The sequence below is a fragment of the Curtobacterium sp. BRD11 genome (genome assembly GCF_031844345.1).
In the GTDB taxonomy this organism is placed as follows: Bacteria; Actinomycetota; Actinomycetes; order Actinomycetales; family Microbacteriaceae; genus Curtobacterium.
The window spans coordinates 55,313-79,747 of sequence record NZ_JAUZUZ010000002.1; the positions used below are offsets into that span (position 1 = coordinate 55,313).

The 24,435-nt window shown below is 71.9% G+C and carries 23 protein-coding genes; 14 read left to right on the forward strand and 9 right to left on the reverse strand.

Going from position 1 to position 24,435, the window contains the following annotated elements; all coding sequences use genetic code 11:
• The first annotated feature begins 336 nt into the window (after nucleotides 1-336).
• Nucleotides 337-702 (forward strand): VOC family protein, encoded by a 366-nt coding sequence (locus Q9R28_RS04740; protein WP_058728464.1) that lies wholly within the window; start codon nucleotides 337-339, stop codon nucleotides 700-702.
• 146 nt (nucleotides 703-848) lie between these two features.
• Here Q9R28_RS04740 and Q9R28_RS04745 read toward each other — a convergent pair whose 3' ends face one another.
• From Q9R28_RS04745 to Q9R28_RS04755, 3 genes are all read right to left on the reverse strand, one after another.
• Complete coding sequence (locus Q9R28_RS04745) at nucleotides 849-4,730, reverse strand: DNA-directed RNA polymerase subunit beta' (RefSeq protein ID WP_311205574.1); 3,882 nt, start codon at nucleotides 4,728-4,730, stop codon at nucleotides 849-851.
• A gap of 47 nt (nucleotides 4,731-4,777) precedes the next feature.
• Nucleotides 4,778-8,266 (reverse strand): DNA-directed RNA polymerase subunit beta, encoded by a 3,489-nt coding sequence (gene rpoB, locus Q9R28_RS04750; protein WP_066657077.1) that lies wholly within the window; start codon nucleotides 8,264-8,266, stop codon nucleotides 4,778-4,780.
• Nucleotides 8,267-8,679: 413 nt separating this feature from the next.
• On the reverse strand, nucleotides 8,680-9,255 hold the full coding sequence (locus tag Q9R28_RS04755; protein WP_066657079.1) for a hypothetical protein: 576 nt from the start codon (nucleotides 9,253-9,255) through the stop codon (nucleotides 8,680-8,682).
• Nucleotides 9,256-9,593: 338 nt separating this feature from the next.
• Between Q9R28_RS04755 and Q9R28_RS04760 the strand changes: the two genes are divergently transcribed.
• From Q9R28_RS04760 to Q9R28_RS04785, 6 genes are all read left to right on the forward strand, one after another.
• A complete protein-coding gene (locus Q9R28_RS04760; protein ID WP_066657081.1) occupies nucleotides 9,594-10,436 on the forward strand; it encodes a spermidine synthase in 843 nt (280 codons plus the stop codon).
• A 180-nt stretch (nucleotides 10,437-10,616) separates the two neighbouring features.
• Nucleotides 10,617-11,456 carry a DUF4064 domain-containing protein gene (locus Q9R28_RS04765; protein WP_311205575.1) on the forward strand — a complete coding sequence of 280 codons (840 nt, stop codon included), beginning with the start codon at nucleotides 10,617-10,619 and terminating at the stop codon, nucleotides 11,454-11,456.
• Nucleotides 11,457-11,591: 135 nt separating this feature from the next.
• Nucleotides 11,592-12,458 carry a hypothetical protein gene (locus Q9R28_RS04770; RefSeq protein ID WP_209684895.1) on the forward strand — a complete coding sequence of 289 codons (867 nt, stop codon included), beginning with the start codon at nucleotides 11,592-11,594 and terminating at the stop codon, nucleotides 12,456-12,458.
• Entirely contained in the window at nucleotides 12,455-12,934 is a 480-nt protein-coding gene (locus Q9R28_RS04775; protein WP_209684894.1) for a SprT-like domain-containing protein, read from the forward strand. Before Q9R28_RS04770 ends, Q9R28_RS04775 begins: the two co-directional genes overlap by 4 nt.
• A gap of 47 nt (nucleotides 12,935-12,981) precedes the next feature.
• Nucleotides 12,982-13,683: a CGNR zinc finger domain-containing protein gene (locus Q9R28_RS04780; RefSeq protein ID WP_066657096.1), complete on the forward strand. Its 702-nt coding sequence runs from the start codon at nucleotides 12,982-12,984 to the stop codon at nucleotides 13,681-13,683.
• A 74-nt stretch (nucleotides 13,684-13,757) separates the two neighbouring features.
• The gene (locus Q9R28_RS04785; protein WP_209684893.1) at nucleotides 13,758-15,047 is read left to right on the forward strand and encodes an Nramp family divalent metal transporter; all 1,290 of its coding nucleotides are present in this window, start codon (nucleotides 13,758-13,760) and stop codon (nucleotides 15,045-15,047) included.
• Nucleotides 15,048-15,082: 35 nt separating this feature from the next.
• Here the strand turns inward: Q9R28_RS04785 and Q9R28_RS04790 are convergent, their stop codons facing one another.
• The gene (locus Q9R28_RS04790; RefSeq protein WP_066657097.1) at nucleotides 15,083-15,385 is read right to left on the reverse strand and encodes a DUF427 domain-containing protein; all 303 of its coding nucleotides are present in this window, start codon (nucleotides 15,383-15,385) and stop codon (nucleotides 15,083-15,085) included.
• Nucleotides 15,386-15,440: 55 nt separating this feature from the next.
• Complete coding sequence (locus Q9R28_RS04795; protein ID WP_209684891.1) at nucleotides 15,441-16,046, reverse strand: hypothetical protein; 606 nt, start codon at nucleotides 16,044-16,046, stop codon at nucleotides 15,441-15,443.
• Between the two features lie 139 nt (nucleotides 16,047-16,185).
• Here Q9R28_RS04795 and Q9R28_RS04800 point away from each other — a divergent pair, with 139 nt between their 5' ends.
• Both Q9R28_RS04800 and Q9R28_RS04805 read left to right on the forward strand, forming a co-directional pair.
• Nucleotides 16,186-16,818, forward strand: a complete 633-nt coding sequence (locus Q9R28_RS04800) for a GNAT family N-acetyltransferase (protein ID WP_066657099.1) — start codon at nucleotides 16,186-16,188, stop codon at nucleotides 16,816-16,818.
• A gap of 74 nt (nucleotides 16,819-16,892) precedes the next feature.
• The gene (locus tag Q9R28_RS04805; protein WP_066657101.1) at nucleotides 16,893-17,375 is read left to right on the forward strand and encodes a hypothetical protein; all 483 of its coding nucleotides are present in this window, start codon (nucleotides 16,893-16,895) and stop codon (nucleotides 17,373-17,375) included.
• 13 nt (nucleotides 17,376-17,388) lie between these two features.
• Here Q9R28_RS04805 and Q9R28_RS04810 read toward each other — a convergent pair whose 3' ends face one another.
• Nucleotides 17,389-17,715, reverse strand: a complete 327-nt coding sequence (locus tag Q9R28_RS04810; protein ID WP_066657103.1) for a hypothetical protein — start codon at nucleotides 17,713-17,715, stop codon at nucleotides 17,389-17,391.
• A gap of 272 nt (nucleotides 17,716-17,987) precedes the next feature.
• Here Q9R28_RS04810 and Q9R28_RS04815 point away from each other — a divergent pair, with 272 nt between their 5' ends.
• Nucleotides 17,988-18,557 carry a DUF1684 domain-containing protein gene (locus Q9R28_RS04815; RefSeq protein ID WP_209684941.1) on the forward strand — a complete coding sequence of 190 codons (570 nt, stop codon included), beginning with the start codon at nucleotides 17,988-17,990 and terminating at the stop codon, nucleotides 18,555-18,557.
• Nucleotides 18,558-18,603: 46 nt separating this feature from the next.
• On the forward strand, nucleotides 18,604-18,963 hold the full coding sequence (locus Q9R28_RS04820) for a GntR family transcriptional regulator (protein ID WP_066657105.1): 360 nt from the start codon (nucleotides 18,604-18,606) through the stop codon (nucleotides 18,961-18,963).
• 174 nt (nucleotides 18,964-19,137) lie between these two features.
• Here the strand turns inward: Q9R28_RS04820 and Q9R28_RS04825 are convergent, their stop codons facing one another.
• Entirely contained in the window at nucleotides 19,138-19,977 is an 840-nt protein-coding gene (locus Q9R28_RS04825) for an endo alpha-1,4 polygalactosaminidase (RefSeq protein ID WP_209684890.1), read from the reverse strand.
• A 294-nt stretch (nucleotides 19,978-20,271) separates the two neighbouring features.
• On the opposite strand from Q9R28_RS04825, the gene Q9R28_RS04830 reads away from it, so the two are divergent.
• Complete coding sequence (locus tag Q9R28_RS04830; protein WP_311205576.1) at nucleotides 20,272-21,951, forward strand: DEAD/DEAH box helicase; 1,680 nt, start codon at nucleotides 20,272-20,274, stop codon at nucleotides 21,949-21,951.
• A 141-nt stretch (nucleotides 21,952-22,092) separates the two neighbouring features.
• Nucleotides 22,093-22,293, forward strand: a complete 201-nt coding sequence (locus Q9R28_RS04835) for a CsbD family protein (protein WP_066657109.1) — start codon at nucleotides 22,093-22,095, stop codon at nucleotides 22,291-22,293.
• A 123-nt stretch (nucleotides 22,294-22,416) separates the two neighbouring features.
• Here Q9R28_RS04835 and Q9R28_RS04840 read toward each other — a convergent pair whose 3' ends face one another.
• Complete coding sequence (locus Q9R28_RS04840) at nucleotides 22,417-22,959, reverse strand: NUDIX hydrolase family protein (protein ID WP_066657112.1); 543 nt, start codon at nucleotides 22,957-22,959, stop codon at nucleotides 22,417-22,419.
• Between the two features lie 73 nt (nucleotides 22,960-23,032).
• On the opposite strand from Q9R28_RS04840, the gene Q9R28_RS04845 reads away from it, so the two are divergent.
• Nucleotides 23,033-23,653 carry an alpha/beta hydrolase gene (locus Q9R28_RS04845; protein ID WP_271826690.1) on the forward strand — a complete coding sequence of 207 codons (621 nt, stop codon included), beginning with the start codon at nucleotides 23,033-23,035 and terminating at the stop codon, nucleotides 23,651-23,653.
• An 89-nt stretch (nucleotides 23,654-23,742) separates the two neighbouring features.
• Here the strand turns inward: Q9R28_RS04845 and Q9R28_RS04850 are convergent, their stop codons facing one another.
• Nucleotides 23,743-24,423, reverse strand: a complete 681-nt coding sequence (locus tag Q9R28_RS04850) for a PadR family transcriptional regulator (RefSeq protein ID WP_066657116.1) — start codon at nucleotides 24,421-24,423, stop codon at nucleotides 23,743-23,745.
• Nucleotides 24,424-24,435 lie beyond the last annotated feature (12 nt).

The window sequence follows — 24,435 nt, forward strand, 5'->3', positions numbered from 1 at the left end:
TCGTGGGGATGCGTCCCGCAGCGGTGCGGCGCCCGTCCACGCTATTGCCGCGGTGCGCGGCGACCGCAGTCCCACAACGAGGGGGCGACGGGGTGGCGGGTGTCCCCAGTGCAGGGGTACCCGCCGGTACTGGGTGGTCCGGACGATGATCGACACGGGTCGATGCTCCGTCGCGAGCGTGCTCGCGGGGTGGGCGGTCCGGCGATCGGTGGAGCACTCGGTCGAGACCCCGGGCTGTGCAGGAACGGACGCGACGGGGTCCACGCGCGGCCGCCGCCCGCACCGCCCCACGACGAAGTCCTCGACGTGCGGCGCCGCCCCGGGCCATGATGAGCCATGGACATCACGAGCGTGACCGTGGGCCTCCCCGTCTCCGACATCGAGGCGTCCTGCCTCTGGTACGGCGCCGTGTTCCAGCGTGCGGACCCCGACCTGGAGCCCGAGGACGGCGTCGTCGAGTACGAGATCGGCGGCATCTGGCTGCAGCTGTACCTCGACGCGGACGCCGAACGGCGTCCGGCGACCGTCCGGTTCGGTGTCGACGACGTCCGGTCCCAGCACGCCCGCATCGGGTCGCTCGGCATCGACGTCGGCCCGGTCGAGTGCGTCGACGGTGCCGTCGACTGGTTCGACGTCCGCGACCCCGACGGCAACGTCCTCAGCCTGTACTCGCTGGTCGACGAGAAGGGCCGCACGGCCTGAGACGCGACCGCGCGCCGGCCTGGAGGCGCGTGGCGGGCTCGCCACGAGCCTCCAGGCCGGCAGCACGCCGCTGACCGGCCACGCGCCGGCAACGAGGAAGGCCCCCGCATCCGAGGATGCGGGGGCCTTCCGGGTTCAGCTCAGGCTCAGTTGTAGGTCCCGGGCGTGAAGTCGTCCGACGAGAAGCTGTCGAAGTCGACGAAGCTCAGGTCGGCGTCCGAGAACGAGGAGTCGTCGGCGAAGATGCGGTTGGGGTACCGCTCCGCCTTGGCTTCCTCGGTCGCGGCGACGTCCACGTCACGGTACCGGCTGAGGCCCGTCCCGGCGGGGATGAGCTTACCGATGATGACGTTCTCCTTGAGACCGACGAGGTGGTCCTGCTTGCCCTCCATGGCCGCCTGCGTGAGGACGCGGGTGGTCTCCTGGAAGGACGCGGCGGACAGCCACGACTCGGTCGCGAGGGACGCCTTCGTGATGCCCATGACCTCCTGGCGAGCCGAGGCGGTCTTACGACCCTCCTGCAGCGCCGCACGGTTCAGCGCGTTGTAGCGCGACCGGTCGACGAGCTCGCCCGGCAGCAGGTCGGTGTCGCCGTGGTCGACGACGGTGACCTTGCGGAGCATCTGGCGGACGATGACCTCGATGTGCTTGTCGTGGATCGGCACGCCCTGCGAGCCGTACACGTCCTGCACACCGTTGACGAGGTGCTTCTGGACCTCGCGCACACCCTTGACCCGGAGGACCTCCTTCGGGTCCACCGTGCCGGCGATGAACTGCTCGCCGAGCTCGACGTGCTGGCCGTCCTCGATGAGGAGGGTCGCACGCTTGAGCACCGGGTAGATGAACGGCTCGTCGCCGTTGTCCGGCGTGAGGATGATCCGACGACCCTTGTCCGTGTCCTCGATCGTGACGCGGCCGGGGGCCTCGGCGATCGGGGACGCGCCCTTCGGGGTGCGCGCCTCGAAGAGCTCGGTCACGCGGGGCAGACCCTGCGTGATGTCGTCGGCCGAGGCCGAACCACCCGTGTGGAAGGTACGCATCGTCAGCTGGGTACCGGGCTCACCGATGGACTGGGCGGCGATGATGCCGACCGCCTCGCCGATGTCGACGAGGTTGCCCGTGGCGAGCGAACGGCCGTAGCACTTCGCGCAGACACCGACGGCCGACTCACAGGTCAGGACCGAGCGCACCTTGATGCTCTCGACACCCGCCTCGAGCAGCGTGTCCAGCAGGACGTCACCGACATCCGAACCGGCCTCGGCGACGACCGTGCCCTTCGCGTCCGCTGCCTCGGTGGCCAGCGTGCGCGAGTAGACGGTGTTCTCGACGCGCGGGTCGCGGACGAGGGCGCCGTCGGCACCCACGGTCGCGATCGGCAGCTCGAGGCCACGGGTCGTCCCGCAGTCGTCCTCACGGATGATGACGTCCTGCGACACGTCGACGAGACGACGGGTCAGGTAGCCCGAGTCGGCGGTACGGAGAGCCGTGTCCGCCAGACCCTTGCGGGCACCGTGCGTGGCGATGAAGTACTCCGCCACGGTCAGGCCCTCGCGGTACGAGTTGATGATCGGGCGGGCGATGATCTCACCCTTCGGGTTGTTCACCAGACCACGCATACCGGCGATGTTGCGCACCTGCAGCCAGTTACCACGAGCACCCGACGAGACCATGCGGTTGATGGTGTTGTCGACCGGGAAGTTGTCGCGCATCTCCTGCGCGATCTCGTTCGTGGCCTCGGTCCAGATCTTGATCAGGTCGGCGCGGCGCTCCGCGTCGGTGATCAGACCCTTGTCGAACTCGCCCTGGACCTTGGCGGCCTGGACCTCGTAGCCCGCGATGATCTCCTTCTTGCGAGGAGGCGTCACGACGTCCGACAGCGCCACGGTCACACCGGAGCGCGTGCCCCAGTAGAAGCCCGCGTCCTTGATCCGGTCCAGCGCAGCGGCCGTCTCGGTCTTGGAGTAGCGCTCGGCGAGGTCGTTGACGATCGCGGAGAGGGTGCCCTTGTCGGTGACGCGCTGGACGAACGGGTAGTCCGCCGGCAGCGTCTCGTTGAAGAGCGCACGGCCCAGGGTGGTCTCGAGGAGGATCGGCTGACCGACCTCGTAGCCCTCCGGCGCCTCGCCCTCGGCGAAGTGGACACCCGACATGCGGATCTTCACCATCGCGTTGAGGTGCAGCGTGTTCTGGTCCTTGGCCAGGATCGCCTCGGCGACCGACGAGAACGCACGGCCCTCGCCGAGCGCGCCCTCACGGACGGTCGTCAGGTGGTGCAGACCGATGATCATGTCCTGTGCGGGCAGGGTCACCGGACGGCCGTCCGACGGCTTGAGGATGTTGTTCGAGGCGAGCATCAGGATGCGGGCCTCGGCCTGGGCCTCGACCGACAGCGGCAGGTGCACGGCCATCTGGTCACCGTCGAAGTCCGCGTTGAACGCAGCACACACGAGCGGGTGGAGCTGGATGGCCTTGCCCTCGACGAGCTGCGGCTCGAACGCCTGGATGCCCAGACGGTGCAGCGTCGGCGCACGGTTCAGCAGGACGGGGCGCTCGCGGATGATCTCCTCGAGCACGTCCCACACCTGCGGACGCGAACGCTCGACCATGCGCTTGGCCGACTTGATGTTCTGCGCGTGCGACAGGTCGATCAGGCGCTTGATGACGAACGGCTTGAACAGCTCGAGCGCCATCTGCTTCGGCAGACCGCACTGGTGCAGCTTGAGCTGCGGGCCGACGATGATGACCGAACGACCCGAGTAGTCGACGCGCTTGCCGAGCAGGTTCTGGCGGAAACGACCCTGCTTTCCCTTGAGCATGTCGCTCAGGGACTTCAGGGCGCGGTTGCCGGTACCCGTGACGGGACGACCACGACGACCGTTGTCGAACAGCGCGTCGACCGCTTCCTGCAGCATGCGCTTCTCGTTGTTCACGATGATCTCGGGGGCACCGAGGTCGAGCAGGCGGCGGAGACGGTTGTTGCGGTTGATCACACGACGGTAGAGGTCGTTGAGGTCCGACGTGGCGAAGCGGCCACCGTCGAGCTGCACCATCGGGCGCAGCTCCGGCGGGATGACCGGCACGACGTCGAGCACCATCGCGGCCGGCGAGTTGCCGGTGGCGAGGAAGGAGCTGACGACGCGCAGGCGCTTGATCGCGCGGATCTTCTTCTGACCCTTGCCCTCGGCGATCTGCAGGCGCAGCGACTCGGCCTCGGCGGCCAGGTCGAAGGCCTCGAGCCGCAGCTTGATCGCCTCGGCGCCCATGTAGGCGTCGAAGTAGATCCCGAAGCGGTCCTGCAGCTCGTGGAACACGGCGTCCTCGGGCTTGAGGTCGCCGACCTTGAGGTTGCGGAAGTCCTCCCACACGCGCTCGAGGCGGGTGATGTCCTCGTCGAAGGACTTGCGGACCTGGGACATCTCCTTCTCGGCGGTGTCCTTGGTCCGGCGCTTCACGTCGGCCTTGGCGCCCTCTTCCTCGAGCGCTGCGAGGTCGTCCTCGAGCTTCTTGAGGCGGTCGGCGATGATCGAGTCGCGCTGACCCTCGAGGTTCTTGATCTCGAGGCGCATCTCGTTCTCGAGACCGGGCATGTCGGCGTGACGGCCCTCTTCATCGATGTTGATGATCATGTACGCCGCGAAGTAGATGACCTTCTCGAGGTCCTTCGGCGCCATGTCGAGGAGGTACCCGAGGCGCGACGGGACGCCCTTGAAGTACCAGATGTGCGTGACGGGGGCGGCGAGCTCGATGTGGCCCATGCGCTCACGACGGACCGAGGACTTGGTGACCTCGACGCCGCAGCGCTCGCAGACGATGCCCTTGAAGCGGACACGCTTGTACTTGCCGCAGGCGCACTCCCAGTCGCGGGACGGACCGAAGATCTGCTCGCCGAACAGACCGTCCTTCTCGGGCTTCAGGGTGCGGTAGTTGATGGTCTCCGGCTTCTTGACCTCGCCGTACGACCACTGACGGATGTCCTCGGCGGTCGCGAGGCCGATCCGGATGGCGTCAAATGACGTTGCTTCGAGCAATGTTCTTCTCTCTTGCTGAGTTCGAAACGTGTTCGGTACGGGCCGGCTCAGATGTCGTCGACGGACGACGACTCGAACCGCGAGGAGATGTTGATGCCGAGCTCTTCAGCGGCACGGAAGACCTCGTCGTCCGTGTCGCGGAGGCTGACCGCCTGGCCGTCCGCCGAGAGGACCTCGACGTTCAGGCAGAGCGACTGCATCTCCTTCATGAGGACCTTGAACGACTCGGGGATGCCGGGTTCCTGGATGTTCTCGCCCTTGACGATCGCCTCGTAGACCTTCACGCGGCCGAGGATGTCGTCGGACTTGATCGTCAGGAGCTCCTGGAGGGCGTAGGCGGCGCCGTACGCTTCGAGCGCCCACACCTCCATCTCACCGAACCGCTGTCCACCGAACTGCGCCTTACCACCCAGCGGCTGCTGCGTGATCATCGAGTACGGACCGGTCGAACGGGCGTGGATCTTGTCGTCGACCAGGTGGTGCAGCTTGAGGATGTACATGTAGCCGACCGAGACGGGCTCCGGGAACGGCTCGCCGGAGCGGCCGTCGAAGAGCTGCGCCTTGCCGGAGGAACCGATCAGGCGCTCGCCGTCGCGGTTCGGGAGCGTGCTGTCGAGGAGCCCCTCGATCTCGCGCTCGTACGCACCGTCGAACACCGGGGTGGCAACCTTCGTGCCGGGCGCCGCGCTGTGCGCTGCCTCCGGCAGGGCGGATGCCCACTCCTGGATGCCCTCGACGTTCCAGCCCTGCTTCGCGAGCCACCCGAGGTGGATCTCGAGGACCTGGCCGAAGTTCATGCGGCCGGGAACGCCGAGCGGGTTGAGCACGATGTCGACCGGGGTGCCGTCCGCGAGGAACGGCATGTCCTCGACCGGCAGGATCGTCGAAATGACGCCCTTGTTGCCGTGACGACCGGCGAGCTTGTCACCCGCGGTGATCTTGCGCTTCTGGGCGATGTAGACGACCACGCGCTGGTTGACACCCGAGCCGAGCTCGTCGTCGCCGTCCTGCGCGTCGAAGACCTTGACGCCGATGATCGTGCCCTCTTCACCGTGGGGCACCTTCAGCGAGGTGTCGCGCACCTCGCGCGACTTCTCGTTGAAGATCGCGCGGAGCAGGCGCTCCTCGGCGGAGAGCTCGGTCTCGCCCTTCGGCGTGACCTTGCCGACCAGGATGTCGCCGGGGCGGACCTCGGCACCGATGCGGATGATGCCGCGCTCGTCGAGGTCGGCCAGGAGGTCCGGGCTGACGTTCGGGAGGTCGCGGGTGATCTCCTCCTTGCCGAGCTTCGTGTCGCGGGCGTCGACCTCGTACTCCTCGATGTGGATCGAGGAGAGCGTGTCGTCCTTCACGAGGTTCTGCGACAGGATCATCGCGTCCTCGTAGTTGTAGCCCTCCCACGGCATGAACGCGACGAGGAGGTTCTTGCCGAGCGCGAGCTCGCCGTTCTCCGTCGCGGGGCCGTCGGCGATGACCTCGCCCTGCTCCACGCGCTCGCCTGCGGAGACGATGACGCGGTGGTTGTAGCTCGTGCCCTGGTTCGAGCGGTCGAACTTGCGCAGGTAGTAGGTCTGCGTGCCGCCCTCGTCGAGCTGCAGGGTCACGGCGTCGGCCGAGACCTCGGAGACGACACCCGCCTTGTCGGCGGTGACGACGTCACCGGCGTCGATGGCGGTGTAGCCCTCCATGCCGGTGCCGACGAGCGGCGACTCGGAACGGAGCAGCGGCACGGCCTGACGCTGCATGTTCGCACCCATGAGGGCGCGGTTCGCGTCGTCGTGCTCGAGGAACGGGATGAGCGAGGTCGCGACCGACACCATCTGGCGCGGCGAGACGTCCATGTAGTCGACCTCGTCCTTGCCGACGAGCTCGACCTCGCCGCCCTTCTTCCGGACGAGCACCTTGTCGTCCTGGAAGTGGAAGTCGTCGGTCAGCGGCGCGTTGGCCTGGGCGACGACGAAGTCGTCCTCCTCCGATGCCGTGAGGTAGTCGATGGTCGTGGTGACCTGACCGTTCACGACGCGGCGGTACGGCGTCTCGATGAAGCCGAAGGAGTTGATCCGACCGAACGACGCGAGCGAGCCGATCAGACCGATGTTCGGGCCTTCCGGGGTCTCGATCGGGCACATGCGGCCGTAGTGCGACGGGTGGACGTCGCGGACCTCGACGCCGGCACGCTCACGGGACAGACCACCCGGGCCGAGGGCCGACAGGCGACGCTTGTGCGTCAGACCCGCGAGCGGGTTGTTCTGGTCCATGAACTGCGACAGCTGCGAGGTGCCGAAGAACTCCTTGATCGCGGCGACGACGGGTCGCACGTTGATCAGGGTCTGCGGGGTGATCGCCTCGATGTCCTGCGTGGTCATGCGCTCGCGGACGACGCGCTCCATGCGGGACAGACCGGTGCGGACCTGGTTCTGGATGAGCTCGCCGACGGCGCGGATGCGACGGTTGCCGAAGTGGTCGATGTCGTCCACGTCGAGACGGAGCTGGACGGGCTCGCCGTCACGGACACCGTCGAGCGTCGTCTTCTCGGCGTGCAGCGAGACGAGGTACTTGATGGTGCGGACGATGTCCTGCACGGTCAGCACCGAGTCCGAGAGCTGCGCGTCGATGCCGAGCTTGCGGTTCAGCTTGTAGCGACCCACCTTGGCGAGGTCGTAGCGCTTCGAGTTGAAGTAGAAGTTGTCGAGGAGCGCACGCGCGGCCTCGGCGGCGACCTGCTCGCCCGGACGCAGCTTGCGGTAGATGTCCTTGAGCGCCTCTTCCTTGGTGAGGACGGCGTCCTTCTCGAGGGTCGACTCGATCGAGGCGAAGCCCTGGAACTCCTCCATGATCTCCTCGCTCGTCAGGCCGAGGGCCTTGAGGAAGACGGTCACGGACTGCTTGCGCTTGCGGTCGATGCGCACGCCCACCTGGTCGCGCTTGTCGATCTCGAACTCGAGCCACGCACCACGCGACGGGATCACACGGGCGGAGTAGATGTCCTTGTCGGAGGTCTTCTCCTGCTGGCGCTCGAAGTAGACGCCCGGCGAGCGGACGAGCTGCGAGACGACGACGCGCTCGGTGCCGTTGATGATGAACGTGCCGCGCTCGGTCATGAGCGGGAAGTCGCCCATGAAGACGGTCTGCGTCTTGATCTCACCGGTCATGTGGTTCATGAACTCGGCGTTGACGTACAGCGGCGCGGCGTAGGTCTTGCCACGCTCCTTGCACTCGTCGATGGAGTACTTCGGGTCCTCGAGCTCCGGGGACGTGAACGAGAGCTGCATGGTCTCGCCGAGGTCCTCGATCGGGGAGATCTCCTCGAAGATCTCCTCGAGGCCGGAGTGCAGCGCGAGGTCGGTGCGACCCTGCTCCTGTCCTTCGGCGAGGCGGGCCTTCCAGACGTCGTTGCCGACGAGCCAGTCGAAGCTCTCCGTCTGGAGGGCGAGCAGATCCGGCACCGTGAGGGTGTCCGTGATCTTGGCGAACGAGAGTCGCGAGTGGTTGCGACCGTTCTTGGGGTTGGTGGATGCGTTGGGCGCAGCAGCCAAGGGTGTGACCTCCGGTAGGCCCCGTCGGGCCGGTACTGACGAGCAGCACGTAGGTGAGTGGATTGATCGCTCGGCGCGACCCCGGGACCACCGACACGGAACGCACGACGGCAACGACCGTCGAGGACCTGTGGGATGATCGGTGAGCGGGTCCCGCCGCCATATACGGGACCGGCTGCACCAGGGCGCGTGTTCGACCGCAATATGACGACACACGAATGCCAGGGAGCGCGAACTGTCATCATAGGTCGCCCTGGCGCGCGCTGTCCAGTCCTGGCTTGACCGGATTCGGCGATGGCGTGTATAAGCACACCGACCGCCCCCGCGACGGCGTGTACAAGCACGCGGACCGCCCCCGCGATGGCGTGTACGAGCACACCGTCCGCCCCGGGATTCCCGCAGCGCGGCCCGGATCAGTCCTCGAGCGCGTGCAGCAGCTCCTCCGGGTGCTCGGTCCGGACGAAGGTCACCCGCCCCCGGTCGTCCGTGATCCGCACGCCGCGGCCCGGCGTGAGGATGAGCGCACGCACCCCGCGACCGAGCCGCAGGCCCACCCCGCCGAAGGTGCGCGCGTCCGCGTCGGCCACCGTCACGTCGGCGATGCGTCCCCGCGCGATCCGCCGCGTCGGCAGCGGCCGGAAGTGCAGGACGACGGCGGCGTCGGTCACCGCGATGCCGGTCCGGGCGAGCAGCAGCAGGGCACCGGCCACGAGTGCGACCACGCCCGGCAGCAGCAGCGCGACCTCCGGTGCGTCCCCCGGCCAACCGAGGACGGCCGCGGTCAGCGCGCCCCCGCCGAGCAGCAGCACGGCGCCGACCACGCGCATCCACCGGGGAGCGCGCTCACCGTCGACGGCCACCGGCCGGGAGGCGCGGTGCGGCCGGGCGGACCGGCGACCGTCCGCCGCGGCGGAGCCGGTCCGGCTGCGTGGCACGCCGGCCGGGCGCCGGGCGGGACGGAGGGTGGGGATGCTCAGGGTGTCGGTCATCGCGGGTCTCCTGCGGGAGTCGTGTTCCTGCCGCGGGCGCCCGGGTCGTCGGACGGCGCACGCGTGGTGCCGTGCGCCGTCGCACGCGGGAGGGCGGCGAGCCTCTGGTGGGGGTGCGGGGCGCGCCGACGACGTGCGGGGCACCCGGGCGCGGTGGGGGTCGCGCGGGGTCGTGCCGGTCCACGTCGCGGTCACCCGGACCGGCGGAACACCACGGCCTCGGCCGCACGGTGCTCGACACCTGTCGGGTGACGACGACGAGAACGGTACGTCGTGTCCCTTGACGTCGGCTGGTCGTGCGGAGAGCGGAGGCTCCGCGGTGGTGTTCCATGGGAGGCATGGCTGATGCGTTCGACGGGTTCCGGATCGGTGCGGGCTGGGCGTCGGTGGAGCCGGACCGGCACCGCCCCGGGTCCTTCACGCTCGTGGTGGACGGCACGCCGCAGTCGCACGTCGACCTCGAGGACCCCACGCACCTGGCGTTCGAGTACATCCGGCGCATCGGACACGCGATCGACCTCCTGCCGGAGGGACCGATCACGGCGCTGCACCTCGGTGCGGGTGCACTGACCCTGCCCCGGTACGTCGCCGTCACCCGCCCGGGCTCGCGGCAGCAGGTCGTGGAGCTGGAGCGGGACCTCGTCGAGCACGTGCGCGAGGTGCTCCCGTTCCCCCGCGGCGCCTCGATCCGGGTCCGCTACGGCGACGCCCGCGAGGTGCTCGGCAAGCTGCCGGCCGGCCTCCGCGGCACGGTGGACCTGGCGGTCGTCGACGTGTTCGGCGGCTCGCAGATCCCCGCGCACGTGACGAGCGTCGAGTTCTACCGCTCCGTCGCCGAGTTCCTCTCGCCCACCGGGATCGTCGCCGTGAACGTCGCGGACGGGGCCGGCCTGGCCTTCGCACGCGGGCAGGCATCGACGCTGCAGGCCGTGCTGCCGTCGGTCGCGGCCGTCGCCGACACCGGCATGCTCAAGGGGCGGCGGTTCGGCAACATCGTGCTGCTCGGGTCGCGGACCGACCTCCCCGTGGCGGACATGCCCCGGCGCTACTCGTCCGACCCGATGCCGGCGAAGGTGGTGCACGGGCAGGAGCTCCGTGCCTTCACGGCGGGCGCGCCCATCGTCACCGACGCGACCGCGGTCGCGTCCCCCGAACCGAACCGCAGCGTCTTCGGCGGCTGAGCCCGCGGTCGCGTCCCGACCACACGCCGGACGGGAGGCCCGGTGCCGGTCCGGTGCCGGGCCTCCCGGCCGTGGGACGGGTACAGGAGCGCCGAGTCCCCCTGAACACGTCGGGCATCCGGCTGCCAGGATGGGGGACAACGACCGCGCGACCGCGCGACCGACCGAGGGAGTCCCCTGATGACGAACGACGACCGGAGCAACGAGGACCGGACGGGCGACGGCGACGCGCCGGTCTGGGGCAGTGCGCCGCAGCGCGACCAGCGCGACCAGCACGACGCACCCCGCTACGGCGAGCGCGTGGAACCGGCACCGGGATCGGCGCCGCAGTACGGCGAGCAGCACCAGGGCCAGCAGCAGTACGGGCAGCAGCAGTACGGCGAGCGCGACCAGTACGGGCAGCAGCAGTACGGCGAGCGCGACCAGCACGGACAGCAGCAGTACGGCCAGCCGCAGCACGGCGAGCACGACCAGCACGGTCGGTACGACCAGCGCGACGGCCGTCACGAGTCCCCGACGTGGGGCGAGCACCAGGGGTCGCACCAGCCCTACGCGGCGTCCTCGGCGCCGGCGAGTGCAGGCAGCCCGGCGTGGCAGTCCTCCGAGGAGACGAAGCCGGCGAAGAAGAAGACCGTCGGCCTCGTGGCGTTCGCGCTCGGGGTCCTGTCGCTCGTGCTCGGCGTCGTCGGCGGTGCCGTGCTGGGCGCCGCGTTCGCGGGCAACGCCGCACTCGAGCAGATCGCACGCGACGGCGGCGGATCGGTGCAGCAGCAGGAACAGCTGCAGCAGCAGCTCATGAACGACCCGTCCGCGATGAGCCAGCTCGGCGGCGGGGCGATCATCATCCTCATCGCAGCCGTCCTCGGCCTGTGGGCCCTGGTGCAGGGCATCATCGCGGCGGTCGCGGGCCGGGGTCGCGTCTGGGGTGTCCTCGCGATCATCCTCGCCGTCGTCGCCACCTTCGCGACGTTCATCGCGGTCAGCATCGCCGCGGCTGCCGCGGTCACCGGCGGCAACTGATCCACGAGTGCCACCGACGGCCCGTCCCGCCGCAGCGGGGCGGGCCGTTCCGCGTCCCGGACCGGTCCGCGTTCTCGGACCCCCCGTGCGCGTGGCACCGCCCGCTCACGGGAGCCCGCGGTTACCCTCGAACCGATGTCCCTCCCGCCTGACGACAGCCAGCAACCCGACCGCGCTCGGGAACCCCGTCACGCCGCGCCGGGCGACTCCGCCCCGGTCACCGCGGGTGTGAGCCCGGGGAGCACCTTCGCGCCGATCAGCCTGCGGCCGGCCGTCGACGCCGACGCCGTGCAGCAGCGGCTGCGCGACCTCGGGCAGAGCCGGAGCACCGAGGCCCTGGCGGAGCGGGCCGAGCTCCTCCGCCTGCTCGGCCGGCTCGACGAGTCGCTCGTCGTCGCGGAGGAGGTCTTCCGGCTGACGATGTTCACCGGTGAGCGGTCGGACAAGGTCGCCGCGCGCATCCGCCGTGCGCACGTGCTGCACGACCTGGGACGCCACGAGCGCGCCGCGACCGAGGCCGCGATGGCGCGCGACACCGCCCGGACCGAGGAGTGGCCGGAGCTCGAGGGCGCCGCCGCCGAGCTCGAAGGCTGGTCGCTGTTCGAGCTGTCACGGTTCGACGAGGCCCGGTCGGCGCTCTCGCGTGCCTACCAGGCCTTCCGGCAGGCGGGGGCTCCGTCGGAGCGCACCGAGGCGCTCCGCACCGCGGTCGAGGCCGCGCTCCGGGCCTCGGTGGCGCAGCCGAAGGCCTCCGAGGACAAGCCCCGCACCGCCCGCGAGGTCGCCGCGCGCCGTGCCGAGGACGACGAGCCGCAGACGACCCGCGTCGCCGAACCGGTGAAGCAGGTCCCGCCGGTCCGTCGCCGTGTGCTCGGAGCACCCGACGCCGCACGCACCGACGCCGACGACATCTGGGGTCGGATCGCGGCGAAGGCGGCGCAGAAGGGTCAGGCGCCGCGCGACGAGCCCACCGACGACCTGCGGGACCCCGGCGCACGGTGACGACGCAGCCCGCAGCGGCGACGCTCGAGCGGGTCCGTGCACGAGCCGAGCACCTGCTGGCGGTGCACCTCGGCCCGGGCGGGTGGACGTTCGCGTTCGACCACGCCAGGACCCGCGCGGGGCAGTGCGACTTCGGCCGCCGACGCATCACGGTGAGCCGGCACATCGTCACCCGGGTGTCGGACGACGACGTGGACCAGGTCCTGCTGCACGAGGTCGCGCACGCGCTCGCCGGTCCCCGTGCCGGTCACGGTCCCGTCTGGCGACGCACCGCGGCGGACATCGGGTACACCGGCTCCCGCCTGTACGACGGGCCCGTCGCGTCGGAGCTCGCGCCGTGGGTCGGCACCTGTCCGGCGGGCCACGAGCACTTCCGCTACCGGACACCGACGCGCCCCCTGGCCTGCGCCCGGTGCGCGCGACGCTTCGACGGCCGGAACCTCATCACCTGGGAGCGGCGCGCGGCTACCGCATGATCGATCCGGCACGTGGAGGCGCGCCGGGGAGCCGTTAGCCTGGGCGGATGCACACGGGGCAGCACATCCGGACGGACAGCGGGTCGTCGTGGTTCTTCGACGCCGGCCGGATCGCCCTGGACTTCGCCCACACCGGTGGGTTCGCCGACGATGCCGACGGCCGTCGCCCTCGCGCCCGGCTCGGTGAGCTCCTCGTGACGCCGGCCGACCTGGACGAGTGGCTCGGCGACCACACCGAGCCGATCGACGTCGGCGCGACGGCGCGGGAGCTGCAGGACGCCCGGGCCCTCCGCGCCGCGATCGGACGACTGGCCGTCGCCGCTGCCCCGGCCCCCGTCGGCTCGTCGGGCCCCGCCGAACGGACCGCGGTCGCCGCCGGGCTCCGCGCCGGTACCGGACGGACCCGGCCGGCACCGGACGACATCGACACGGTGAACCTGTTCGCGGCGCTGCCGGACGTGCCCCCGAGCCTGCCCGGGGGCCGACGTCGGGCGGGCGCGAACCGGGTCCGTCTGGCCCAGGCGCTGTCGAGCGTGGCCCGCGACGCGGTGGCGCTCTTCACCGAGGTCGGCTTCGACGACGTCGCCGCGGACGGACAGGCGACCCGCCTCAGCCGGTGCTCGGCGGACGACTGCGGGCTCGTCTTCTACGACTCGTCGCGTGGCGGCACCCGCCGGTGGTGCTCGATGCAGCGGTGCGGCAACCGCGCGAAGGTCCGCGCGCACCGGGCGCGACGCGCGGCCGCCTAGGGCGCCCTGCCCGGACGACTCGTGACACGCCGAATCTGAGGATTCGGCCCGCCGAAACCTGGCAGGCTGTCGGCATGTCCGACACCGCCGCCGCCCGCCGTGCCCCCTCCGGACGTCTCGACGACGGCACCGGCGGACCCGGTCCCGGTCGGCCGCGTCGCCGTGCCGCCGGCCTCACGCTGCTCGGGCCCGCCTTCGTCGCCGCGATCGCCTACGTCGACCCGGGCAACGTCGCGGCGAACCTGACCGCCGGTGCACAGTACGGGTACCTGCTGCTCTGGGTGCTCGTCGCCGCGAACGCCAGTGCCGTCGTGGTCCAGTACCTGTCGGCGAAGCTCGGGGTCGTCACCGGGAGGTCGCTGCCGGAACACCTGGGCCTGCGGATGCGTCGCACCCCGCGCCTGCTCTTCTGGGCCCAGGCCGAGGTCGTCGCCGCTGCGACCGACGTCGCCGAGGTCATCGGCGGGGCGCTCGCGCTGCACCTGCTGTTCGGCCTGCCGCTCGTCGTCGGCGGCGTGCTCACCGGCGTGGTCTCGATGGCGATCCTGCTCCTGCACAGCCGCCGGGGCACCCGCACGTTCGAGGCGGTGGTGACGACGATGCTCGCGGTCCTGACCGTCGGCTTCTGCGCGGGCCTGCTGTCCGCGCAGGTCTCCCCCGGCGAGCTCGTCAGCGGCCTGGTCCCCCGGTTCGAGGGCGCGCAGTCGGTGCTCCTCGCCGCCTCCATGCTCGGTGCGACGGTGATGCCGCACGCGGTCTACCTGCACTCGGCCCTGGCACGGGACCGGCACGGCGACGTCCCCGCCGGGCCGGAGCGCCGCCGGGTGCTCGTCGCGACGCGGTGGGACGTCGGGCTGGCCCTCATCGTCGCGGGCGGTGTCAACGTCTGCATGCTCGTGCTCGCCGCCGCCACGCTGCCCGGGGTCGCGGGCACCGACACCATCCCCGGCGCGCAGGCCGCGATCGCGGCGAACGTCGGCCCCGTCGTGGGCGTGCTGTTCGCGGTCGGCCTGCTCGCGTCCGGTCTGGCGTCGACCTCGGTGGGCTGCATGGCCGGCGCGGAGATCATGCACGGGCTGCTGCACGTCCGCATCCCGGTCGCGGTACGCCGGCTCGTCACGCTGCTGCCCGCCGTGGTGCTCCTGGCCGTCGGCGCGGACCCGACGATGCTCCTCGTGCTCAGCCAGGTGGTGCTGAGCTTCGGCATCGCCTTCGCGATCGTGCCGCTCGTGGTCTACACGTCACGGCGGAGCATCATGGGCGCAGACGTCAACGCGATGACCACCCGCGTGGTCGCGGGTGTCATCGCGCTGGTGATCGTCGCCCTCAACGTGGCGCTCGTGGTGCTGACGCTGGCCGGCTGAACCCGCCGGACGGCGACGACCGGGTCGTCCCCGTGTCAGTCGACGACGCGGACTTCCTTCCAGAAGGCGTAGTAGCCCGAGTAGTCCTTGCCGACCCGGTCGAACGACGACGGGATCGGCGTGGGGTAGGTCCAGGCGCGGTCCGGCAGCGCCTGACCGTCGACCGTGACGGTGTAGTACTGCGTGTCGCCCTTCCACGGGCAGTGGTACTGGGTGTCGCTCTCCGAGAAGAACTCCGGCGCCACGCTCGACGGCGGGAAGTACCAGTTCCCCTCGATCTGGATGAGGTCCTCCTGCGGAGCCTCCGCGATCACGGTGTCGCCGACGACTGCCTTCATGACGTGCTCCTTGCGATCAGCGGCGTCCTGGCGACGCCGGTCCCGATCGGGAACGCTACGCCCGGGTGCCGGATTCCCGCAGGACGACGAGCTCGGGCCCCGCGGCGAGCGCCGCGTGCACCGTCTCCCGGTCCAGGTCCGCCGCACCCTCCGCGGCGCTCACGAGGTGCCGCACCGCGCGACGGAGTCCCGTGTACGCGGCGCAGGCGGTGGCCGCCTCGGGCGAGGTGTGGTCGATGCCGACCGTGACGAGGGCGTCGACGACGGCCCCGGCGGCGAGCAGGTCCTCGACCGCGGGCTCCGGCGTCTCCGCGCCGTCCGCCGGCTCCCCGGCGGCGTCCGCGACGGTGACGCCGGGGTCGGTGGTGCGGCCCGCGGCGACGACCGCGACGACGCACCGGTCCCCGCGCTCGGCCTGGAGGCTCGTCACGCGTTCCGCGACCGCCGCCGCGTTGCCGAGGTGGCCGAGCACGACCTCCGGGCCGTCGGGCAGCAGGGCTGCCGCGGCCCGCGCCCGTGCCGCGGGGTCGGCCCCGCCCCCGGACGGTTCCGGCAGGACGTCCACCCACACCACGAGGTGCGTGCCGTGCGCGATCCGGTCGGCACCGGCGCTCCCCCACGCGAACCGGACCTGGTACTGCTCCTGGGTGCGTGCTGCCACCGGTCCACGATAGCCGCGGGCCGTCCCCGTCCGTCCCGGTCCGTCCCCGGCGGTCCCTGTCCGTCCCCACAGGAGCCCGGTCCACAGCCTGTGCCCGCTCGACCCCGCTGTCGGTGCCGCGACCGTAGGATCGGTGACCATGGAGATCGCCACCGTCCCCACGCTGACCGGCGACCGCGTCACCCTCGAGCCCCTGGCGGCCGAGCACGCGGACGACCTGCGGGCGGCGGTGGCGGACGGCGACCTCTGGCGCACCTGGTACACCTCGGTGCCGGCCCCCGACCGGGTCGAGGCCGAGATCGACCGGCGGCTCGGCGAGCACGCGGCGGGGCGGATGGTGCCCTTCGCGATCCGTGACCGCCCGACCGGTCGCGTCGTCGGGGCGACCACCTTCGCGAACATCGACACCGCCAACCGTCGCGTCGAGATCGGCTACACCTTCCTGGCGCGGGCGGCACAGCGGAGCGGGATCAACACCGAGGCGAAGCTGCTCCTGCTCTCGCACGCGTTCGACACCTGGGACTGCATCGCCGTCGAGTTCCGGACGCACTGGCACAACCAGCAGTCGCGGGCGGCGATCGCCTCGCTCGGCGCGAAGCAGGACGGCGTCCTGCGCAGCCACTCGATCGGCCGGGACGGCACGCTGCGCGACACCGTGGTCTTCTCGATCACCGCCACCGAGTGGCCGACCGTGCGCCTGTCGCTCACCGAGCGCCTGCGCACGCGGGACCGTGCCGAGGGCGCACGGCGTCGGGCCGCCCGGCACGCCTGACCCGTCGGACGCACGGGTGCACCGTCCCCCGCGGGGACGTCGCCCGCCCAGCGCCACGGCGTAGCGTCCGCAGCATGCACGTCGGTCTCCGCATCGTCCTCGACGCCCCGGTCGACGCCGTCCGCGACGCCCTGCTGTCGCCCTCGGTGATGGTCGCCGTCACGAAGCCGTTCCTCGTCTACCGCTCACGGTCACCGGAGGGACTCCCGGAGCGCTGGACCCCCGGCGTCCCGCACCCGATCACCGCCGACGCCCTCGGGGTCGTGCCGAGCGGCGACACGCACGTCGACATCGACCTGTACGAGGTCGACGGGGTGCCGGTGCAACGCGACAACGGAGGTGGCACCTCGGGGCTCTTCGGGCGGATGACCATGCGGCACCGGATGGCCACCGTCGACCTCGGTGACGGGCGGACCCTGCTGCTCGACCGGCTCACCTACCGGATGCGCCCCACGCTCCTCGGGGCCGCACTCTGGCCGGGCATGTGGGTCATCTGGCAGTGGCGTGCGCTCCGGATGCGGCAGCTCGCCCCGTCGTGGGGCCGTCCCGGGCACTGACGCGCGACGTCCGTCAGGACTTCGGCTGCTCGTCCACCTGCACGTGGACGGCGTAGTCCGTGCCGTCGACGTCACGCACCTCGACGACGGAGTCGTACACGGTCGTGTCACCCTCGGCACCGATCTCGCAGTGCACGGTGTCCCCCTCGACCAGGTCGATCGGGTCCGTGCCGCAGTCGACCAGCGGACGCTGACCGACCTCGCGTTCGAGTGCGTCGGCCACCACGTCCTCGAACCCCGACGGCGACACCGTCCGGTTCGCGGAGGCGGACACCGTGCACCCGCTCAGGACCGCGACGAGGGTCAGACCCGCCACGATCGGGGCGATCGAGCGGTGCACGCGTGGTGCCGCCCGTCCCGCCGTGGTCCGCGCGGCGGCGGTCCGTCTGGTCGTCGTTCCCCTGGTCACGTCGCCCGTCCCCTCGTCGGTCGCTGTCCGACCAGTGTGCCAGGGCCGTCACGGGAGCACCCGCAGGGGACCGTCCACAGCCCCGGCCCGTCGCTGGCGGGTCCGGAGCACCCGGGCGTACGCTCGTCCTCGTGAGCCAGACGCAGGAGCCGAGGGCCCAGGACCGTGTGCACAGCACCCTCGCCACCGTGGACTGGCGGCGGATGACGTTCGACCTGTACCGCCGGGTGCGGGCGACGGCCGACCCCGAGACCGCGCACGCGATGTGGCGCGAGACCCGCGACGCGATGTTCGCCGAGCACCCGGCCAGTCCGCTGCTCGACGAGGACGCCCGCGACTTCGAGGCGCTGCCCGTGCCCGACTACGACCCCGAGTGGCGGTTCCGCGCGCGCATCGAGTCCGCCGAGCCCCGTGCGATGGACGTGGAGACGGGCACCGACGGCGTCGTGCACTTCGACCGGCTCGGTGTCGTGCGGCTGCCGGGCATCGGCACGCTCGACGTCTGGTCGCACGGCGGCTACGCGGGCGGGCTCTTCGTGCCCGTGAAGGACGCCAGCGCCGGTCGTGCCCGCGGCACCTACGGCGGTGGGCGGTACCTGCTCGACACGATCAAGGGTGCGGACCTCGGCGGCGACGACGGCGAGCTCGTCCTCGACTTCAACTTCGCGTACAACCCCTCGTGCGCGTACGACCCGGCGTGGGCGTGCCCCCTCGCGCCCCCGGGCAACACCGTCGCCGTGCCGATCCCGGTCGGCGAGCAGTACGACTTCTGACACGACGCACGCACGAGCACACGGACAGGACGCAAGGGTGGATCGCATGACGGGACTCGTGGCACTCGACGCGGGCGGCCGGGTGCCGCCCTTCGAGCAGGTCCGTTCGCAGATCGCGGCGCAGATCGCCGCCGGGTACCTGGTGGACGGGGAGCGCCTGCCGAGCGTGCGCGCCCTGGCCGAGGAGCTCTCGCTCGCCGCGGGCACCGTCGCGAAGGCCTACCAGCTGCTCGAGGAGGCCGGGCTCGTGCACACCGCCCGGGGCGCCGGCACGCGGGTGGTGCGGCCGGCCGAGGTGCCCGACGCCGTCGCCGGGGCAGCGCACGCCCTGGCCGCCGCCGCGCGAGCGGCCGGGTTGTCCGCCGACCAGGCCGCAGCGGCACTGCGCGACGCCTGGCCCGCCTGAGGCGACCGCCCGCCGTCCGCGACGCGCGGGGCGGAAGGCACACCGTGCCTCCCGGCCGACCGCCGTGCGCGCCCTCCGCGACACGCAACGTCGGCGAGGTCTCGCAGCGCTGTGCTCCTGCGCACTGCCGCCGACGTTGCGTCGCGCCGGGCGGGACGGGACCGGACGGGGTCCTCAGCAGTGCTCGAAGACGTACTCGTCCGACGCCGGGGTGACCAGGTCGCGGTCCCGCAGGATCGTCATGGCCGGGCGGTCGCGCAGGCGGCACACCGATGCCCACGAGCGGTCGAGCGTGTCCGCGTACTCGACGTCGACCACGCGCTTCCCGTACGCGGCCGTGTAGGCCGAGCACTCGTCGTACTGCACGCACTCCTCGGCGACGACGAAGTCGAAGCCCGTCGACTGCCGCCCGGCCTTCCCGAGCTGCGGCGTGTTCTTCTGCCCGACGGCCAGACCGCGGTCGTGCCCGAGCCGGACGAGCGTCGCCGCCAGCGCGAGGTTCCCCGCGCGGGTCAGTCGCTTCCCCGACCGTGTCCACGAGTCGAGGTTGTCGAACTCGACGGCGGCGAACCCGCGGTCGGCGCACCGCGCGACCGACTTCGTGAGCTCCTTCGTGATCGCGGCGCGCTTCGCGGCGGTCCGGGTGTCGAGGAGCACCTCGTCCGGCCAGCCCGGGTCGGCCACGAGCTCGCCGGAACCGTCGCGCAGCAGCGCCGACGGCGCCCGGCGCTCCCACCCGGCGAGCGCTCCCGGCTGGGTCTGGAAGCCGTTGACGTAACAGACGGAGTACTTCCCGGCGGCCGGGCGGTCGGTGCTGTCCCGCTCGACGATCGTCACCCCGGACGGCGGCGTGTACCCACCGCCGAGCTGGTAGTCGGGGCGCCCCGAGGTCGGCAGGTTCCGGTACGAGGAGGCCGTCGACCCGGCGGGTGTCGCGGCCTCGGCACAGCCTGCGCTGCCGAGGACGGCGACCAGCGCGATCGCGGTGGTCAGGAGGACGGATCGCGTGCGCACCACGGGATCATCGCACGCCCCGTCGCACGCCACATCGCACGCCCGACGCGAACGGCCCCGGCTCGTTCGACGAGCACCCGCTATGCTGGTGGTACTCGAGGCGCCGATCGCCTCGTGCGTCGTACGGACGCCCCCGACTCCCGACCCTCATCCGGTCGATGATCGCGCACCGACATCCCGGTGCCAGGCTCTCTGCTGCGGCGACCGCGTCAGCCTCTGCTGACGCGGGGTTCCCGCCCGCGCGCCACATGCCAGCGCGCCCACGGCCGGCACGAGCCGGCCCGAAAGGTCACCATGACCAACCAGGACATCCGTTTCTCCGACCTCGGCGTCCCCGCGCCGATGGTCCAGTCCCTCGCCCAGCAGGGCAAGGAGACCGCGTTCCCGATCCAGGCCGACACGCTCCCCGACTCCCTGCAGGGCAAGGACGTGCTCGGCCGCGGGCGCACCGGCTCCGGCAAGACGATCGCCTTCGCGATCCCCCTGGCCGCCCGTCTGGCCGCGAGCCGTCGCCCGCGCCGCGCCGGCCGCCCCCGTGCGCTCGTGCTCGCCCCGACCCGTGAGCTCGCGACGCAGATCGACGCGACCCTCGCCCCGCTCGCGAAGTCGATGGGCCTCAACACGACGACGATCTTCGGCGGCGTGGGCCAGGGCCGTCAGGTCGACGCGCTCCGCGCCGGTGTCGACGTGGTCGTCGCCTGCCCGGGCCGCCTCGCCGACCTCATGCAGCAGGGGCACGTGAGCCTCGGCGACATCGAGGTCACCGTCCTCGACGAGGCCGACCACATGGCCGACATGGGCTTCCTGCCCGGCGTGACGAAGATCATGCAGGCGATCCCGGAGCAGGGGCAGCGCCTGCTGTTCTCGGCCACGCTCGACAACGGCGTGGACAAGCTCGTCAAGAAGTTCCTGCACAGCCCGGTGATGCACTCGGTCGACGACGAGACCAGCCCGGTCGAGGCGATGACCCACCACCTGTTCGAGGTCGCCGACGCCGACGCGAAGAAGGACCTCGTCCGCGCGCTCGCCTCGGGCACCGGCCGCCGCATCCTCTTCATGCGCACCAAGCACCACGCGAAGCGCCTGGCGAAGCAGCTCACGAGCCAGGGCATCCCGGCCGTCGACCTGCAGGGCAACCTGTCGCAGGGTGCGCGTGAGCGGAACCTCGCGAAGTTCTCCTCCGGCGAGGCCCTCGTGCTCGTCGCCACCGACGTCGCCGCCCGTGGTGTGCACGTCGACCACGTGGAGCTCGTCGTGCACGTCGACCCGCCGACCGAGCACAAGGCGTACCTGCACCGTTCGGGCCGCACCGCGCGTGCCGGGTCCTCGGGTGACGTCGTCACCGTGACGCTGCCGGCCGAGCGCCGCGACGTCGCACAGATGATGCGTGCCGCCGCGATCAAGGTCACCCCGCAGCAGGTCACCGCGACCTCGCCGGCCGTCGCGTCGCTCGTCGGCGAGGTCGCGCCGATCCGCCACCTCGCTCCGGAGCAGCCCGCACAGCAGCAGCGCCAGCGGCAGCCGCGTGCGACCGAGACGGGTCTCGCCGAGTCCGCGGGCGGCGGTCGTCGCCGTGGTCGCGGCGGCCGGTCGGGAGGCTCGACGCAGGCTCCCGAGACCGCCTCGACCGGTCGCGGCTCGGGTCGCGCCGCCGGTGGTCGCGGTGGTCGTCCGGTCACCGCGGGGGCTCCGGCCTCCGCTGGTGGCACCGGGCGCGCCGGTGGTGCCGGTCGCGGCAACGGCTCGGGCTCGGGTGCTGCAGCGTCGGGCGGTGCGGCCGCCGGTGGGCAGCGTCGTTCGGGCGGGAGCCGTCGGGCGTCGAGTGACGTCGTCCGTGGCGGGTCCGCCCCGGTGTGGTCGTCCGAGGGCGGCTACGCAGCGGGTCGTTCCGGTGCGGGTGAGTCCGGCGGCGGTCGTCGCCGCGGCGGCTCGCGTCGCGCATCGCGTCCGGCGGGGGCTGCCGACCGCCACTGAGCGGTCCGCTCGGCCGGAGCGACGGTGTCCGGAACCTGGACGCCCGGTGGGAGCACCGGGTGTCCCCGCGCGTAGGTTCTCCTTCACCGACGGCCGCGCGAGTGGCCGACGGGGAATCGTCCGTCGTTGGAAGGAGACCGTATGGCTGGCAGCGAAGAGAACCACACCGGCGAGAAGCTCGTCGGCAAGGTCAAGGAGGGCGTTGGCAACCTGACCGGCAACGACAAGCTGAAGGCCGAGGGTCAGACCGACCAGGCCAAGGCGTCGGCCAAGCAGGGTGTCGACGACGTCAAGGGCGCAGCGCACGGCGTTGCGGACTCCCTCCGCGACGAGAAGCACTGAAGCCGGTCCACGACCGAGCTGCGAAGCCCCCGGAACCGCATGGTTCCGGGGGCTTCGTCGTGTGCGGGCACCGTGTCGGTTCGGTCGCGGGCGCGGCCCGGGAGCGCCGCGGTGATGTGATGGCTAGTGCAGGGCGCCGACCGAGGCGAGGCCGGCGCGCAGGAGTGCGCCGCGGCCGCCCTCCATCTCCTCGGCGACGGCGTCGGAAGCTGCCTCCATCGGGCTCATCCACGTGAGCTCGAGGGCGTCCTGCCGGGGCTCGCAGGTGCCGGTGACGGGGACGACGTACGCGAGGGAGATCGCGTGCTGCCGCTCGTCGGTGAACACCGAGGCGCCGGGGAGCGGGAAGTACTCGGCCACCGTGAAGGGCGTGGGGCTCGCGGGGAGCTGCGGGAACGCCATCGGACCGAGGTCCTTCTCGAGGTGCCGGAAGAGCGCCGTGCGGATCGACTCGCCGAACATCACGCGGCCGGAGACGAGCGTGCGCGCGATCGAGCCGCTCGGGGCGACACGGAGCAGCACGCCGACCTCGGTCACGACACCGAGCCCGTCGGTCCGGACGGGCAGGGCCTCGACGTAGCAGATGGGGAGTCGACGACGGACGTCGGCGAGCTCCTCGTCGGACAGCCAGCCGGAGTCGGGGTCGGGGGTGCGCAGCGAGGCCATGCACCGTGTCTACCAGTCGCCCCGGCGAGTTCGGCGGGAGGCACGGTCGCCGTGGACGGCTAGCGTGGTCCCCGTGATCGATGCGGACATCGTGCAGTGGACCCGTCCGACCGGGGAACGCGCGGGCACGCCCCTGCTCGTGGCCATGCACGGGGTGGGGTCGCACGAGCGCGACCTGCTCGGGCTCGCGCCCGCGCTGCCGTCCGTCTGGACCGTCGCATCGCTCCGCGCACCGATGCCGTGGGGTCCCGGGTTCTCCTGGTACCCGCTCGGCACGCCGGGGTCCCCCGCGCTCGAGCCGGTCGACGCCGCGGTCGCCGGTGTCCTCGACTGGATCGACGCCGTGTCCGCCGACCACCCGCGCATCGGTCTGCTCGGGTTCTCGCAGGGCGGGTCGATGGCGCTGCAGCTCCTGCGTGCCCGACCGGCCGCGTTCGCCTTCGCGGTGTCGTTGTCCGGGTTCGTGGTGCCCGGGGTGACCGACTCCCGCGACGAGGCGGTCGCGGCCGTCCGTCCCCGGGTCTTCCTGGGACACGGCGACCTCGACCCGGTGATCCCGGCCGAGGCCACCGCGCGGACGCAGGCGTGGGCCGCGACGCACACGGACGTGACCGACCGGACGTACGTCGGCCTGCCGCACGCGGTGTCCGCCGAGGAGCTCGCCGACGTGGCCGCGTTCGTCGACGCGTCCTGACGGCCGCTCCCGCGAAGGTGACCGGGTGACCGACTGACGGCCAGGAGGCGCGTGGCGGGGTCGCCACGTGCCTCCCGTCCGGCACGGCGCTACTCGGCGAGGATCTGCAGCAGGTCCTTGCGGAGCTGGTCGACCTTCGCCGTCGCGGCCCTGGTCTGCTCGTCGGAGGCGCTGGTGCGGTACATGTGCAGCACCCCCATCGCCTTGCGGAGGGCCTCGACGAACTCGCGCTGCGTGTCGGGCATGCCCGGCGCGGCGTCGAATGCGGCGGCGATCTCGTCCGCCTTCGCCTCGGCCTCGGCGCGGCCGGCGTCGGTGAGCTCGAAGAGCGTCTTGCGGCCGTCGCCGTTCGAGACGACGAGGTCCTCGTCGACGAGCTGCTGGAACGTCGGGTAGACCGAGCCGGGGCTCGGCTTCCAGGCACCGCCGGTGCGCTCGGCGATGGTCTTGATCACGGCGTAGCCGTTCTGCGGGCCCTCGGCGAGCAGCCCGAGGATCGCGAGGCGGACGTCGCCGCGACGGCGGCGCTCGCGCCCGAAGCCGGGGCCGCCGCCGAAGCCGGGACCGAAGCCCGGGCCGAAGCCGCCGCGTCCGCCGAACCCGGGGCCGAAGCCGCCGCGTCCGCCGTGGTCGTGGTCGCCGCGGTCGCGGCCGGGGAAGCCGTGGCCGTGGTGCTGCCGCGCGCCGCCGAAGCGGGGGCCGCGCGGACCGGTGCCGCGGGGGCCGCGGCGGGGCGTGGTGCTGTCGAGGTCATCGTACGAGGGGCGCATGATGACTCCTTC